This is a genomic window from Dyella kyungheensis (assembly GCF_016905005.1).
Lineage (GTDB): Bacteria > Pseudomonadota > Gammaproteobacteria > Xanthomonadales > Rhodanobacteraceae > Dyella > Dyella kyungheensis.
Genome location: NZ_JADIKC010000004.1, coordinates 282,344 through 297,872, shown reverse-complemented (window position 1 = coordinate 297,872; position 15,529 = coordinate 282,344). Strand labels below are relative to the sequence as shown.

Annotated in this window: 12 protein-coding genes; 4 read left to right on the top strand and 8 right to left on the bottom strand. The window is 65.0% G+C overall.

Features of this window, described 5'->3' with window-relative positions; genetic code table 11:
- Positions 1–101 precede the first annotated feature (101 nt).
- Positions 102–1,259: an acyltransferase family protein gene (locus ISP20_RS11235; protein ID WP_204636179.1), complete on the bottom strand. Its 1,158-nt coding sequence runs from the start codon at positions 1,257–1,259 to the stop codon at positions 102–104.
- On the bottom strand, positions 1,259–2,140 hold the full coding sequence (locus ISP20_RS11230) for a LysR family transcriptional regulator (RefSeq protein ID WP_204636178.1): 882 nt from the start codon (positions 2,138–2,140) through the stop codon (positions 1,259–1,261). The genes ISP20_RS11235 and ISP20_RS11230 overlap by 1 nt, the downstream gene beginning before the upstream one ends.
- Before the next feature lie 97 nt (positions 2,141–2,237).
- Between ISP20_RS11230 and ISP20_RS11225 the strand changes: the two genes are divergently transcribed.
- The gene (locus ISP20_RS11225; protein WP_204636177.1) at positions 2,238–3,233 is read left to right on the top strand and encodes an SMP-30/gluconolactonase/LRE family protein; all 996 of its coding nucleotides are present in this window, start codon (positions 2,238–2,240) and stop codon (positions 3,231–3,233) included.
- A 113-nt stretch (positions 3,234–3,346) separates the two neighbouring features.
- Here ISP20_RS11225 and ISP20_RS11220 read toward each other — a convergent pair whose 3' ends face one another.
- From ISP20_RS11220 to def, 4 genes are all read right to left on the bottom strand, one after another.
- Positions 3,347–4,126, bottom strand: coding sequence for an AcvB/VirJ family lysyl-phosphatidylglycerol hydrolase (locus tag ISP20_RS11220; RefSeq protein WP_204636176.1), 780 nt, complete (start codon positions 4,124–4,126; stop codon positions 3,347–3,349).
- A complete protein-coding gene (gene mprF, locus ISP20_RS11215; protein WP_204636175.1) occupies positions 4,123–6,687 on the bottom strand; it encodes a bifunctional lysylphosphatidylglycerol flippase/synthetase MprF in 2,565 nt (854 codons plus the stop codon). The genes ISP20_RS11220 and mprF overlap by 4 nt, the downstream gene beginning before the upstream one ends.
- 184 nt (positions 6,688–6,871) lie before the next feature.
- Positions 6,872–8,869, bottom strand: a complete 1,998-nt coding sequence (locus ISP20_RS11210) for an OPT family oligopeptide transporter (RefSeq protein WP_204636174.1) — start codon at positions 8,867–8,869, stop codon at positions 6,872–6,874.
- A gap of 1,016 nt (positions 8,870–9,885) precedes the next feature.
- Positions 9,886–10,422 carry a peptide deformylase gene (gene def / locus ISP20_RS11205; RefSeq protein WP_204636173.1) on the bottom strand — a complete coding sequence of 179 codons (537 nt, stop codon included), beginning with the start codon at positions 10,420–10,422 and terminating at the stop codon, positions 9,886–9,888.
- A gap of 207 nt (positions 10,423–10,629) precedes the next feature.
- On the opposite strand from def, the gene ISP20_RS11200 reads away from it, so the two are divergent.
- The 3 genes from ISP20_RS11200 (at position 10,630) to ISP20_RS11190 (ending at position 13,560) form a co-directional block, all read left to right on the top strand.
- Positions 10,630–12,705: a carbon starvation CstA family protein gene (locus ISP20_RS11200; RefSeq protein ID WP_204636172.1), complete on the top strand. Its 2,076-nt coding sequence runs from the start codon at positions 10,630–10,632 to the stop codon at positions 12,703–12,705.
- 11 nt (positions 12,706–12,716) lie between these two features.
- On the top strand, positions 12,717–12,911 hold the full coding sequence (locus ISP20_RS11195; RefSeq protein WP_046972430.1) for a YbdD/YjiX family protein: 195 nt from the start codon (positions 12,717–12,719) through the stop codon (positions 12,909–12,911).
- Positions 12,912–13,044: 133 nt separating this feature from the next.
- Positions 13,045–13,560, top strand: coding sequence for a DUF2127 domain-containing protein (locus tag ISP20_RS11190; RefSeq protein WP_204636171.1), 516 nt, complete (start codon positions 13,045–13,047; stop codon positions 13,558–13,560).
- An 88-nt stretch (positions 13,561–13,648) separates the two neighbouring features.
- Here the strand turns inward: ISP20_RS11190 and ISP20_RS11185 are convergent, their stop codons facing one another.
- Positions 13,649–14,548 (bottom strand): DMT family transporter, encoded by a 900-nt coding sequence (locus tag ISP20_RS11185; RefSeq protein WP_204636170.1) that lies wholly within the window; start codon positions 14,546–14,548, stop codon positions 13,649–13,651.
- Positions 14,545–15,426, bottom strand: a complete 882-nt coding sequence (locus ISP20_RS11180) for a glycosyltransferase family 2 protein (protein ID WP_204636169.1) — start codon at positions 15,424–15,426, stop codon at positions 14,545–14,547. Before ISP20_RS11180 ends, ISP20_RS11185 begins: the two co-directional genes overlap by 4 nt.
- Positions 15,427–15,529: the final 103 nt, after the last annotated feature.

Genomic DNA, 15,529 nt, shown 5'->3' with positions numbered 1-15,529 from the left:
CGCTGCTGCCGCAGGCACTGAAGTTGAGAACTGGCGCAACAAATCTCGCTCGGCATACATCGTAAGCAATAGCGAAACGCGCGGCGTTTTGCCGAATTTGTCTATTCCGCGGCAACCGCGAGCATCGCTGTCGGCGTGCCCACCCACCTTGCACGAAGCCAACGTTCTGCAGGCGTCGATACGTAGCGCTCCACCAGGTGTCCAAGCAACCAGCACAAGGCAAGCGCCGGCACATACCAAAGGAAACCTAGCGACATGTCACCACCCATCGCCTTGAAGATCCTCACCGTGCCGTACACCACGAACATGTGGGTGAGGTAGATCTCGTAGCTCAAGCGTCCCCACGAGCGCAGCCAGCCCAGTCCACGGCGCGGTGTGACGCCTGTTGTCCAGACACTGGCAAGCACCAGACACAACGCCGCCGCCGTAAGTACCAGCATGTAACCGTCATGCATCGTCTGCCACAGCAGCTTGCCTTCGAACATCACGAGATAAAGGCCGAGCGCACCGGTCATGCCTAGCGCCCATGCGATACCGCGCGACACGCTGCACCATCGCTGCACGATCAATGCACCAAGCACGCCGGTGGCGATGGCCGCCATGCCTGGCAGGTAGGCCTTCTCCTGCCAGATCTCGTTGCCAGCCAGCGCAGCGTGTGTCCACGGCAGCGACAGCGCGAGCAGCACGAGCATCGGCACCAGGATCCAGCTGCGTCGCGTCAGCAGGCAAACGATCGGAAAGCCGAGATAGAACACTTCCTCGATCGACAACGACCACAGCACATCCCAGTTGCCGGGCAGGTAACCGGTCATGCCCTCGTACCAGTTCAAGTGAAAACCCAGCGCCGCCACGATGGCCCGCGGCAGCGACTGCCCAGCCCTGTCGATCGTGTAGTCGGGCGCGCCCGCCAGATGCAGCACGCTGAGCACGGCAACAAGCAACAGCAGGCACGGTGCGATGCGCGAGAAGCGGCGCGCATAGAAGGCACGCAGATCGATGTTCGACAGAGAGCCACTGCGCCGCAGCGCGTTGCCCGCGATGAGAAAGCCGGAGATCACGAAGAAGATGAAGACGGCTTCGTAGCCGTTGAAATTGAGCGCGCTCAGCAGCGTCCTGGGGAATACATCGAGCAGAGCCGTCTTGCGCAGCGGCATGCGAAGGCCGATGTGGTGCAGTACCACCAGCAAAATGGACAGGCCGCGCAGCAGGTCGATACCGGTGTTGCGACGCATGGCATGGTCGTTCGTTACGGCATCCATCAAGCCAGCTTCTCCATCACGAAATCGACGAAGGTACGCAGCTTCGCGGTCGGACGTGTCTCGCGACGACGCACGATATGCAGGTGCCGCACCGGAAGTTCCCAATCGGGCAGCAGACGCACCAGCCGGCCGGATTCGATCGAGGGCGCAAGCAACACATCTGCCTGAACGACTATACCGACACCGCAAAGCGCGGCCGTCAACAAGGCTTGTCCGTTGTTGCACACGAGCGGCCCTTCGACGGGAACCTCCACGCGGCGCTCGCCTTGGGTGAACCGCCAGTGGTGATGACGACCCCACGCCATGAAGCCCAGGCAGGCATGCCTGGCAAGATCCCCGGGCTGCTGCGGTATGCCGTGGATGTCCAGATAGCCCGGACTGGCCGCGACGAACATGCGCGATGGTGCCAACGGACGGGCCACCAATGCATCGTCGGCCAGCGGGCCCGAGCGGATCGCCACGTCGAAGCCTTCCTCGTGCATGTCGACCACGCGGTCGTTGAGACTCAGTTCCACCTGCACCTTGGGATAGCTGGCCATATAGGCACCGATCACCGGCATCAACCGGTGCGCCCCCCAGGTCACCGGCGCCGTGACCCGCAACGTGCCCTGGGGCACCGCGCGCAAGGCTTCGGCCACCTGGTCGGCCGCCTGCACGCTGCTGAGCACGTCGCGGCAGCGCTCAAGGTAGGCCGTGCCGATTTCCGTGAGGTGATGGCGGCGCGTCGTGCGCTCCAGCAATTGCGCGCCCAGTTGTTGCTCCAGTGCGCGCACATGATTGGCGACCATGGTGGTCGAGAGGCCGAACTCCTCGGCCGCTGCCGCAAAGCTGCCCTTCTCTACCGTGCGAACGAACACCGCCATGCTGGTCAGACGATCCATTCCAAAGCCTCACTGTGAAGTGAAGGAAGCAGAAGCGCATTTATAAACCAGGAGCGGCCGCCAACAATCCCTGCCTCATTTCCTAGGGAGTACCGCGATGACGACCTCGACCCTGCTGTGCCGCCTCGCGCTGGCCTGCTCGCTGGCTTGGGCGGCCACTGGCCACGCCGCTGACGTGGCGCCGTCCACGCGCTCGCTGCCCGAAGACTGGTACCCCGAAAGCGCTGCCGTGGGTCCCGACGGCTCGTTCTACGTGGGCAGCTGGCGCCAGGGCGCGGTGGCGCGACTGAAGCCCGGCGCCGACCAGGCGGAGGTGCTGGTAAAGCCCGGTTCCAACGGACTGTCCAACGGGCAAGGCGTGCTGGTCGATGCACGTCGTGGATTGCTGTGGATCTGTTCGGGCACGCTGGGCTACACCACCGTGCCCACCCGGCCGAGCGCACTCAAGAGCTACGACCTCGCCACCGGCGCGCCGCGCGCCAGTTACGAGCTGCCCGACAAGGGTTACTGCAACGACCTCGCCCAGGACGAGCAGGGAAACATCTACGTCACCGACTCGTTCCAACCGCGCGTATTCCGCTGGCGCGACGGTGATGCCGCGCTGCAGGTGTGGAAGGAAGACACCGCCTTCAGCGCGGGTCCGGAAGGTTTCAAGCTCAACGGCATCGCCATTGATCGCCACCATGTGTACGTGAGCACGGTGACCGCTGCATCGTATCTGCTGCGCATCGACATCCAATCCGATGGCAGCGCCAGCGCCGTCACGCGCATCGAGATGCCACGCACGCTGAAGAATGCCGACGGCATTCGCACGGCAGGTCCTGACCGTCTGGTCATCTTCGAGAGCAATGCGTTCGGGCACGACGGCCCCTACGGCGGGCAGATCTCGCTGGCCACGCTGTCGGGCGATCGCGCCAGTTCGCTGCAGACGCTGGTGGCCGGACTCAACGATCCGTCCGGCGGCGTGATCGCCCATCACCGCGTCTACTTCATCGAATCGAAGTACGGCCTGCTGTTTGCGCACAAGGGCGACGATGCGGGCATTCCACGGCATGTGCCGTTCGATCTGGAATCGGTGCCGCTGCCGAACTGAGCGGCACCAGAAGAAGACTGTGGGAGCGCACCCTGTGCGCGACAGTCACACCCGGGTGCACCGCCTCGTCGGCTTGTCGCGCACAGGGTGCGCTCCCACAGAGGAGAGGCTATTTACTGCGCCGCCGGCAGATCGTGGATCATCTGCTGCGCCAGCCCTTCGTAGTTGTAGTCGAAGTGATGGTCGCCGGTCTTTTCGTAGACCTTGATCCAGCCCGGCAACTTCGGATCGGCGCAAAGCGCATCGTCCTTGTCCTTGACGCCGTAGTAGCACACCACCGGCGGATGGCCGTCGAGTGCTTCGAGCGGCGGCAGGGCATCGTAATGCTGCACGGGATTGAGCCACTGGAAGAAGTCCTGGGTGTGCGTCTTCCACCAGCCCTCCTTCATATAGCCTTCCATTTCGATTTCGAAGTTGACGTCGTGGCTGGGCGACAGCAGCACCACCTGGGCGATGCGCGCGCGGCCCTCGGGGCTCAACTGATCGATCACCGAAGGCAGCACGTCGGCGCCGAACGAGAAACCGATCAACCACACGCGCTTCTTGCCCGGCTGCGAGACCGATTGCGCGATCAAGGCATCCAGGTCGACGGCCGATTCCTTGGCTGGGCGATTGCGCCAGTAATACTGCAGCAGGCTCACGCCCTGCACCGGGATGCCGTGCGAGGCGATGATCTTGCCCAGCGACTGGTCGAGGTCGCGCCAGCCGCCGTCGCCGGAATAGAAGATCGCCACCACGTCCTCGCGGCCCGCCAGCGGCGTGACGCCCGGCTGCGCCGGCACCCGCACCAGCGACTCTTCCATGCTGGCGTGATGCCACGGCTGCCAGGCCCAGAGGCCCCCACCGGCAGCGATCAACAGAACGAGAACAAACCACTTCCAGAGTCGTTTCAACGGCGCACCATGCCCGACAGTCCACCCGAAATAAGGCTCGCCAAGTTGGCGAACACCAGCGGCAACGCAATGCCGTTAGGCACCGCAAGATAGCGAGGTTCCCACACCGGGTCGAATTTGTCCTTGTACTTGTGCAGGCCGCGGAAGTTGTAGAAGCGCTCGCCACGCCCGAACAGCATCGCGCCAACACGGCTCCACAGCGGCGCGCTGCGGCGGTTCTGCAGGCCGGAGAACGGTGCCATGCCCAGGTTGAACCAGCGGTAGCCTTCCTGCCTGGACCACTGCATAAGGTTGACGAAGAGGAAGTCCATGATCCCGGCCGTGCTGTCCGGCAGGTGCCGCATCAGGTCCAGCGAGGCCTCTTCCTTGTTGTCGGTGAGGAACAGGTTGGCGAACGCCACCAGTTCCTCGCCCTGCCAGACCAGCGCCATCGGCGTGCGCTCGAGATAGGCCGGATCGAACGTGCCCAGCGAGAAGCCTTTCTCGCGCACGCCCTTGTCGCGCATCCACGCATCGGAAATCTTCCTCAGCTGCGGCATCAGCGCAGGCACCGCATCGGCCGGCACGATCTCCATGCGCATGCCGTCGCGGGTGAGCTTGTTGATGGTGTTGCGCAACACCTTCTTGGACTTGCCGTCGAGGTTGAAGCCGGCCAGTTCCACGCGGGCTTCTTCACCGATCTTGAGGAAGTTCATGCCCACTTCGAGGTACAGGTCCAGGTCGTCCTGGCGCACCTGGTAGAACAGCGGCCAGCCGCCGGCGCGCTCGCACTGGTCGCGGAAGGTCCACACCAGTTCGCGCCGCGCCTGCTCGTCCTCGCCCACCGGATCGCCCATGGCGACCCAGCTGCGCCCTTCCACGTCGTACATGATGAAGGCGCGGTTGTCGGCATCGAACAGCAGCGTCTTGTCGCCCATCAGCGCGAGATGCGCCTGGGCGGAGCTGTAGTTCTTGATCAACGGCAGCGCGCGCTGCAGATCGTCTTCGCTGGGAAGCTGCAAATGCGGACGCGCGGGACGGATCAGGTTGGCCAACGCAAACAACAGGCCCGCCGCCGTCGCGCCGACCAGCGCGCGCAACGCGCGCGGCGCACCGCCGTGATAGAAGCTGAATTCCCACCACAGGTTGTTGCTGTATTCCACGTGCTTGTAGCTGAAACCCACCAGCCAGCCCGCGCAGCCGAGCACCGCCACGATGGCGATGATCCAGCCCCATGAGAAGCTGGCGCTGAACATCGACGCGCGGCGATAGAACAACCGATGGGCCGGCGCCAGCGCGAGCGCCAGCAGCGACAGCAGGGTGGCCTCTTCGTAATCGATGCCCTTGAGCAGCGACAGCACTGCGCCCAGCACCAGCAGGATCAGCGTGAGCACGTACGCCGCATCGAGGCGCCGCTGCAGGCCGCGCGACAGGATCAGCAACATCATGCCGACCACACTGGAGAGGAAGTGCGAGACCTCGAGCACCGCCAGCGGCAGCACGTCGCGCAGGATCGCCAGGCGCTGCGGCAAAGCCGAGGTGGCGCCGGAGAACAGCAGCACCGCGCCGGATACCAGCGTGAGGCCCGCAAAAAAAGGCGGCAGCAACCCGGTGAACCACGGTGCCAGCAAGGTCTTCTGACGCAGGCCGCGCGCTTCGCGCCACAGCACCACCACGGTCGCCGCGAACAACGGCAGGAAGTAGTAGATCAGGCGATAGGCCGCCAGCGCACCGAGGATGGGCGCTTCCAGGCCCTGGTTTCCTTCCGCGCCGAAGCCGGCCAGCATCACCGCTTCGAACACGCCCAGACCGCCTGGCACATGACTGATCAGGCCGGCGATCTGGGCCAAGACGAAGATGGCGAGAAAGTGCCCGAAGCCCGTGTCCACCTGATTGGGCATCAGCAGATACAGCACGTAGGCCGCCAACCCCCAGTCCACCGCACCGACCAGCACCTGCCGCGTGGCGACCAGCGTGCCCGGCAGGCTCACGCGCCAACGCCACAGCCGCAATGGACGTCCAAGCAGGCGGCTGCCCACCATCCACAGCAACGAAATGAGCGTGAGCACGGCGGCGACCGGAAGACGCCAGCTGGCCAGCGGCAACGATGGCGGCACCGGCACCAGCAACAGGGTGACGCCGGTGAGCGCGCACAGGCCCAGCCAGAAACTCAGCGTGCAATACACCACCACCTTCGCCACCTCGGCGGTGGAAAGGCCGGCCTGGATGTAGAAGCGATAGCGGATCGAACCGGAGATCAGCAATGCCATGCCAAGCGCATTGCTGAAGGCATAGCTGATGAAGGAGATCAGGCTGACCTGCGCACCCGGCAGGCGCTTGCCGATGTACTTCAGGCCGAACCAGTCGTACAGGATCATCACGCCGTAGCTGCCGGCGGTGAGCAGCACGGCCAGCGCGACGCGGTAGTTCTCCAGCCCGTGGACGTAGCGCGCCACCTCGCGATAGCTCACCTCGCTGGCCAGGCGATGCAGCGCCCATAGCGCCAGGCAGAGCATGGCCACCGACAGCAGTGGACCGGCAAGCCTGCGCAACCTGACCATCAGGCCAGGACGCGCAAGCACTTCACCGGAAATCGGGGCTGGTGCCCCTGTCTGCTCCACCACGCGTTTACCGCCTCCACATGACCATCGCGCAAACCGTTCGCGACCGCCTAGGATAGCCGGTCAACGTGCTTTTCTGTTCGATCGTGGCATGCAGGCATGACATTCGGTCGCGTCCGCTTCAGGCGGATCGCGACCGTGTGATTCAGGACTTAGTGGGTAGTCCGTTGGCCATGCGAGCGATCCAGCGGTACAGCACCAGCACGATCAGCGCGAAGGCGATGCCGCCGATCCACTGCGCCGCCGCACCGAAGTCCTCGCCGACCAGCGCCAGCGGCGCGGCCTTGCCCGACAGGCCGACGATGAAGGCGATCACCACGCCGATCACGCTCTCGCCCACGATCAGGCCCGAGGCCAACAGCACGCCGAGCTGCTTGGTGGTTTCCGGCCGCTTCGAGCGATCGGCGCGACGGTCGAAGTACCAGCCGACCACCGAACCCACCACCACCATCAGCGTGCTCACCGTGGGCAGATAGATGCCCAGACCGACCGCGAGCGGCGGGATGCGCATGTGCTTGGTGGTACGCGCCAGGATCTCGTCGATGATGATCAGTGCCACACCGATCCAGATGCCGGTGATGATCAGGCTCCAGTCGATATTGCCGGTGATCACGCCGTTGGCAAGCGCCGAAATGAGACCGGCCTGCGGCGCCGGCAGCGCATGCGCTCCCGCACCCGCCACGCCGACGAAACCGTACGCCTTGTTGAGCAGATCGAGCACCGGCGGAATCACCGCCGCGCCGGCCACCACGCCGACCACCAGGGCCACCTGCTGGCGCCACGGCGTGGCGTCCACCAACTGGCCGGTCTTGAGGTCCTGCAGGTTGTTGTTGGCAATGGCCGCCACGGTGAACACCACCGAGGTGATGAACAGCGCAAACGCCACCAGCGCCTTGCCCTCTTCCACGCCCACGTGCGGCTTCACGAACGCCACCAGCAACAGCGCCGCGGCGATCACGACCAGGATGCCCACGCCCGACAGCGGGCTGTTGGACGAACCGATCAGGCCGGCCATGTAGCCGCACACGGTGGAAACGAAGAAGCCCATCAGCACCACGAAGGCCACGCCGCCGATGGCGAGCACGGCCAGGTGATCGCCCAGGCCGCTGATCTGGCCGAAGTAGCCCAGCAGCCAGGCAATCGGAATGAAGCAGGCCAGCGTGATCAGGCCCACGATGCCGATCGGGATATCGCGCTCGGTGCGCGGCAGCGAGTCGGCGTTGCCGGCCTTGCGCACCTTGGAGGCGGCCATTGCCGAAGCCAGGCCGCTGATCACCGGCTTCACCAGCTTGGCCAGCGTCCAGATCGCCGATACGCCAATCGCGCCCGCGCCGACGAAGCGCACCTTGTGACTCCAGGTGCCGTTGGCCAGATCCGCCACCGAGGCGCTCAGGTCGCCCATCAGCGAGTAATGCGGCACGCCCCAGCCCCAGCCGATGATCGCGCCGATGAGCATCGCGATACCCACCGACAGGCCCACCAGGTGGCCAATGGCGAACAGCGCGAAGGAAAGATTGAAGTCGAAGCCGCTGACCGATCCCTTGTCGCCCACGCGGAAATAGCGCACGAAGTCGGCGGCGAAGACCTGCGTGGCCACGATCACCGCAAACACCGCCGACACGATCGAACCCCACAGCACGGCGAGCAGGCCCGCACGGCCTTCTTCCACGCTGCCGGCATCGGCGTCATCGCCGCTGCCCACCTTCAGCACCTCGGCACAGGCCAGGCCTTCGGGATACGGCAGATCGGAGTTCGTCACCAGCGCACGGCGCAGCGGAATCGAATACATCACGCCGAGGATGCCGCCCAATGCGCACACGGCGAACGAGGTCCAGAACGGGAAGCCGGTCCACCAGCCGATCATGATCATGCCCGGGAGCACGAAGATGATCGAAGACAACGTGCCCGCCGCCGAAGCGATGGTCTGCACGATGTTGTTTTCCTGGATGGTGGAATCCTTGAACCCGCGCAGCAGGGCCATGGAAATCACCGCCGCCGGAATCGAGGTGGCGAAGGTCAGGCCGGCCTTGAGGCCGAAGAAGACGTTGGCGGCGGTAAACACCACCGTGATGATCACGCCCAGGATGAGACCGCGAACGGTCAGCTCTTTGCGATTTTCGGTTTGGGAAAGATTGCCGCTCACGAAAGTCGTCCGGTCATGTGATGGGTCCCCTGATGGCCGCCGCCCTGGGGCAGCATGGATACGTCGGGCCCGCCATGGGGCGGGCCAGCGCGTAGGGTTGCCGGATTTGGCAGGAATCGCAACGGGTTGACGGGGGGTTGGGGTTTGGGGTCACCGGGACGCCGCTCTATTGGCTCGTCAGCCTGGGACTGGCCGCGCTTGGTCGTCATGCCGGACTAGGCCGGGGGCCAGAGCCTCGGTGTTTGATGTCGCGGTACCGCGACCGGGCCGCTTACGCAGCGGGCGTTTCGATCGGCTGCCGCCGCTCGAGTCACTTTTCTTTTCCCTCTCCCCTCCGGGGAGATGGCCGGGGTGAGGGGCGGATGCCCGCGGGAACCTGTGTGCTTTCTGTGGGAGCGCACCCTGTGCGCGACAGCCACGCTGGGATGTATCGCTCCGTAGGTTTGTCGCGCACAGGGTGCGCTCCCACAGTAGATCTGCAGCCCTCCGCTCCAGCTCTTGGCTCTGCTCTTGGCTCTTGGCTTGGCTCTTGGCTCTTGGCTCTTGGCTCTTGGCTCTTGGCTCTTGGCTCTTGGCTCTTGGCTCTTGGCTCTTGGCTCTTGGCTCTTGGCTCTCAGGGGTCCCCGTATGACGCGGCGGGTGGGTGGAGGATAGCCCGCAGGGTGGCCCGCATGGATGCGGGCCAGTTTTTCGCCAGGGCAGGATGCCCTGTCGAAAAACCCCGGAGCCCACCCGCGCACCTGGAGGGCGAAGCCCGGAAGGCGCGTCATCCGGGGGGCCCTTCTCTTTGGTTACTTTCTCTTGGGCAAGCAAGAGAAAGTGACCCGGCCTCCGGCAGGAGGACGGAAGCCCGCCGCAGGCGAGCCAGGTCGCCGTATCTCGACAACTAAACACCGAGGCTCTGGATCCCGGCCTGCGCCGGGATGACGAGCAAAAAAAGAACGGCAATTCCGCACGGCAAGGCTAGATTGGCCCCTCACCCCACCCCTCTCCCCGGAGGCGAGAGGGAGAAAAACTCAGTCGTCCGCCAGCTCCATCCCCGGAAACAACACCTCGGTATAGCCAAACTTGCTGAAATCGGTGATGCGTGACGGATACAGCCGACCAATCAAGTGATCGCACTCATGCTGCACCACGCGAGCGTGAAACCCCTCCGCATTGCGGTCGATCGGCGCACCCTGCGGATCCACACCCTGATAACGGATCAGCGAATACCGACTTACTGCCCCGCGCAGACCCGGCACGGACAGGCACCCCTCCCAGCCCTCCTCCATGTCCTGCGACAGCGGCGTGATCACCGGATTGAGCAGGATCGTGCGCGGCACCGCCGGGGCATCCGGATAACGCTCCGACTGGTCGAAGCCGAAGATCACCAGTTGCAGGTCCACGCCGATCTGTGGCGCAGCCAGGCCGACGCCGCCGGCATCGTGCATGGTGTCGAACATGTCGGCGATCAGCGCATCGAGCTCCGCGCTGCCGATCATGCCGTCGGGCACCGGAGGGGCCACCCGCAGCAGCCGTGGGTCGCCCATCTTCAGGATCTCGCGGATCATGGAAAAAACCTCGCCTCGTCATCGATCTGGCAACGCCGCCCGTAGCGGCCGACAGACCGCCAGTGTACGCGCCGACCAGGAAGCCCGCGCATGCGCACGTCCCTTCGCCCATTCGACCAATGGCTAATGCGGGGCAACGCAATATGTTGTTGACCCCCGCCGTCCCCAGGACGACCCTTGCGGGGGACTTCCCAGGAGCCAACGCGAATGTCTACCGTCGCCGTCAAACCAAGTCCTGCAGGGAAGATCCTGTGGGCCGCCATCGCCATCGTCGGCGCCTGGTGCCTGGGGGTGGTCGCGCTGCGCCGGGGCGAACCGATCAACGCCATCTGGCTGGTCGCCGCGGCGATTGCCGTGTTCGTGATCGGCTACCGCTTCTACAGCAAGTTCATCAACGACAAAGTGCTGCGCATGGACCCCAGCCGGGCCACGCCCGCGGTGCTGCGCAATGACGGTCTGGACTATGTACCCACCGACAAGTGGGTGGTATTCGGACACCACTTCGCAGCGATCGCTGGCGCGGGTCCGTTGGTTGGCCCGGTGCTGGCGGCACAGATGGGCTATCTGCCCGGCACGCTGTGGATCCTGTTCGGCGTGGTATTTGCCGGTGCCGTGCAGGACTTCATGATCCTGGGCCTTTCGGTACGACGCGACGGCCGCTCGCTCGGCAACATGCTGCGCGACGAACTCGGGCCAACCGCCGGCGTGGTCGCCATGTTCGGCGTGCTGGTGCTGATGATGATCGTGCTGGCGGTGCTGGCGCTGGTGGTGGTCAAGGCGCTGACGCACAGTCCCTGGGGCACCTTTACCGTGGCCGCGACCATTCCGATCGCGCTGCTGATGGGCGTCTATCTGCGCTGGCTGCGGCCAGGCAAGATTCTCGAAGTGTCGATCATCGGCCTGATCCTGTTGCTGGCCTCGATCTGGTTCGGTGCGCACGTCGCCGCCTCGCCCACGTGGTCGGCGGTGTTCGATTTCGATGCGAAGTCGCTGGCGTGGCTGCTGATCGCCTACGGCTTCTGCGCTTCGGTGTTGCCGGTGTGGCTGTTGCTGGCGCCGCGCGATTACCTCTCCACTTTCCTCAAGATCGGCACCATCATGCTGCTGGCGCTGGCCATCTTCCTGGCCGCACCCACGCTGCAGATGCCTGCGGTGACGAAGTTCATCGACGGCACCGGCCCGGTGTTCCAGGGCAACCTGTTCCCGTTCCTGTTCATCACCATCGCCTGCGGCGCGGTGTCGGGCTGGCATTCGATCATCGCCTCGGGCACCACGCCCAAGCTGATCGCCAATGAAGGCGAGGCGCGCATGATCGGCTACGGCGGCATGCTGATGGAGGCCTTCGTCGCGATCATGGCGCTGGTCGCGGCCGCGTCGCTGCATCCGGGCGTGTATTTCGCGATGAACTCGCCTGCCGCCTTGATCGGCACCACCGCGCAGTCGGCCGCCACCGCGATCAGCCAGTGGGGCTTCGTGGTGACGCCGGACGAGCTGCTCAATACCGCCAAGAACATCGGCGAATCGAGCATTCTCAGCCGCGCCGGCGGTGCGCCGACGCTGGCGGTGGGCATGGCCCAGCTGCTGCACGGCATCGTTCCCGGCGAGGGCATGATGGCGTTCTGGTACCACTACGCCATCCTGTTCGAAGCGTTGTTCATCCTCACCACGGTGGATGCAGGCACGCGCGTGGGCCGCTTCATGATCCAGGAGATCGCCGGCCTCATCTACAAGCCCCTGCAACACACCGAATCGTGGACCGGCAACCTGCTGGCCACCGCGATCTGCGTGGGCCTATGGGGCTACTTCCTGTACCAGGGCGCGGTCGATCCGCTCGGCGGCATCAATACGCTATGGCCCTTGTTCGGCATCGCGAACCAGATGCTCGCGGCGGTGGCGCTGATGCTGGCCACAGTGGTGACGGTGAAGCTCAAGCGCGAGCGCTACGTGCTGGTGCCCGGCATTCCGGCGATCTGGCTGTGCGTGTGCACGCTCACCGCCGGCTGGGAGAAACTCGGCGGCCCGATCAGCTTCACGGCGGCGGCGCAGAAGTACGCCCAGGCCATCGCCGACGGCAAACTGCTGGCGCCGGCCAAGACGGCGGAGGAAATGCAGCGCATCGTGACCAACAACTACGTCGACGCCGCGCTCACCGGCATCTTCATGCTGCTGATCCTGACCATGCTGGCCTTCACCATCCGGGCCATCGTCAGGGCCTGGGGCATCAACCATCCCACCGCGCACGAAGAACCGTACGTCGCGCTGGGCACCGTGCCCAGCCGTTGAGGGCTGCCATCATGAAAATGGAACTGCAGGCGATCAGGAAGTGGGCGGTGCAAACCGCCCGCCTCTGCTGCGGCGTTCCCGACTACGACGTGTACGTGAAGCACCTGCGCGAGCACCACCCGGATCGCGCCGTGCCCAGCTACAAGGAGTTTTTCAGGGAGCGGCAAATTGCCCGCTACAAGGGAACCGGCGGACGCTGCTGCTAGACCCCTCGCAGCCACCGAAGGCCGTGCCCTACCGGGCGCGGCCTTTCTTGCGTCTGAACGGGACTGGGCTTCCGGTGCTCTACCCTTCATGATCGCGCCCTGATCATGGCCGCAAGCTACTGCACAATTCCCGATGACCGAACGCCACCACCATCCCCATCTCCAGCCTTCGTCGGACATCGAGGCCCAGCACAGCCTCGGCCTGCGCATAATCGCCATCTACAAGGCGGTGAAGACGGTGTGCCTGATCCTGGTGGCCATCTTCGCCTTCCATCTCGACCGCGAGCAGAACTTCGAAAAGCTGGTGCACTGGCTGGAACACCTGTCGCTCACCGACAGCAACGGCCTGCGCTGGCGCCTGGTGGAACTGCTGCAGTCGATGGGCCCGAGCAAGTTCGTGGCCATCGGCCTGGTGGCGCTGGCCTACGCGGCCATCTTCGCCACCGAAGGGACCGGCCTGTGGCTGCGCAAGCACTGGGCCGAATGGTTCACCGTGATCGCCACCGGCTCGCTGATTCCGCTGGAGCTGTACGAGACCATCCATAAGTTTGGATGGCTGAAGCTGGGGGCGCTGGTGGCCAATATCGCCATCGTGATTTACCTGGTGCGCATCGCGATGCAGCCACGGCCGCCCAAGCGCAAGGACTGACAATCCCCTTGTGCGCGACTGCGGCGCCTGGTCGGTCCCGCTTCGTAGGTTTGTCGCGCACAAGTGCGCTCCCACAGAAGGACGGCACTCACACCTCGTGGTGCAAACCTTCCGCCTTTACCGCGCTGCTGCGCGGCGCCAGTTCCACCAGATACATCGCCGCCAACACCAGCGCGCCACCGGCGAGCATGCGCCAGGTCAGCGCGTCCTGGCCGAACGTCACCGCGAAGCCGGCCGCGAACACCGGCTCCAGCGTCATCACGATGGCCGCGCGCGTGGGCGACAGGTGCGCCTGCGCCCAGGTCTGCACCAGCATGGCGCCCGCACCGGCCGCCAGCGCCATGTACAGCACCGCCGCCCAGGCACCGAGATCCGGCGGTAGCGACGGTCCCGTGGGCAAGGTAGCCAGCAGGCAGATCGCGGCGATCACGATCATCTGCACCGTCGACAGTGCAAATGCGCTGCCCGGTCGCGACCACGTGCCCAGCCCCACGATATGCAGGCCGTACAACGCCGCCGACGCCAGCGTGAGCCACACGCCATAACCGATGCTCAGGCCACGCAGGGCAAGCAACGCCAGGCCGCCGACGGAAAGCAGCACGGCCACCCAGGTCACCGACGGCAGGCGTTGGCGCAGCAGCACCGTCCCGAGCAAGGGCGTGAACACCACGTACACGCCGGTGGCGAAGCCGCTGATGCTCGCCGAGGTATGTTCCAGGCCCGACGTCTGCAACAACTGCGCGATGCCGTAGATCGCACCCAGCGCCATGCCCTGCTGCCACTCGCGACGGCTCAGGCGCAGCAGCGGGCGATGAAACAGTACGGCCATCGCCAGCGCCGCGATCAGAAAGCGCACGGCGAGGAAATCGGCCACCGGCATGCGCGCCACCAGATCCTTGATCAGGAAAAAGGTGGAGCCCCAGATGGCGGTGACGGCGACCAGGCCCAGCGTGGCCCATGTGGCGGTTCGCGACACGGCACCGGTCATGCGGCGGCCTTAGGTCGCTTGCGCCACAGCAGCCGCCATAGCTGGCCGGGAATCTGCAGCAGGAAATGCGTCCAGATGCCCAGCCACACCACGGCGGCGATCCAGGGCTTGCGCGCATCCGGATCGAACTTGCGGAACCACCGCCACATGCCGCGATGCTTGTGCCGGCTGACGAACACCGGCCGGTGACGGCTGGAACTGCCCTTGCCGTGCAGCACGTGCACGTTGCCGGCCAGCATCACGTGATAGCCCGCATCGCGCACGCGGCGACAGATGTCCAGGTCTTCGCAATGCAGGAAATAGTCTTCGTCGAAGCCCGCGAGGTACTCGAACACGCGGCGCGGCATCAGCATCAACGCGCCCGATACCGCCTCGGCTTCGACCAGCGTGTCTGGCATCGGGCCTTCGATGTTGATGCCTTCGCCTGCGCGCTTGAACAGCGTATTCAACGCGCGGCGCATCAACGGATCGCGGCGATAAGAGGCCGGATCGGGCGTGCCGTTTTCATCGCAGACGACCGCTCCGATCACACCGGCGCGCGGGTGCAAGGCCAGCATCTCGAGCAGGCGTTGCAAGGTGTCGTTGTCGATCAGGCAATCGGGATTGAGCACCAGCAGCGACTTGCCATGCGACTGCGCCGCTCCGCGATTCACCGCGGGACCGAAGCCGAGATTGGCGTGGTTGTAGACCACCCGCAGCCGCGCATCGCTTTCGTGCGCTCGCGCCAGCGCCTGCGGAATGCCGTCGGACGAGGCGTTGTCGACCAGGATCATTTCCAGCGGCACCTCGCACGCCAGCACCCGCCGCACGCAGTCGCGCAGGCTGGGGCCGCTGTCGGCCGCCACCACGATCACGCTGACCGGCGCGACGGCGGACAAGGAGGGAGATGCGTCGGTATTCACAGCCACAAGTATGCGTTGTCCAGAACGTGGTGAGTGCCCGAAAACGCCTGCCAGGTTGGCCCATCGCTACGGGGAACAT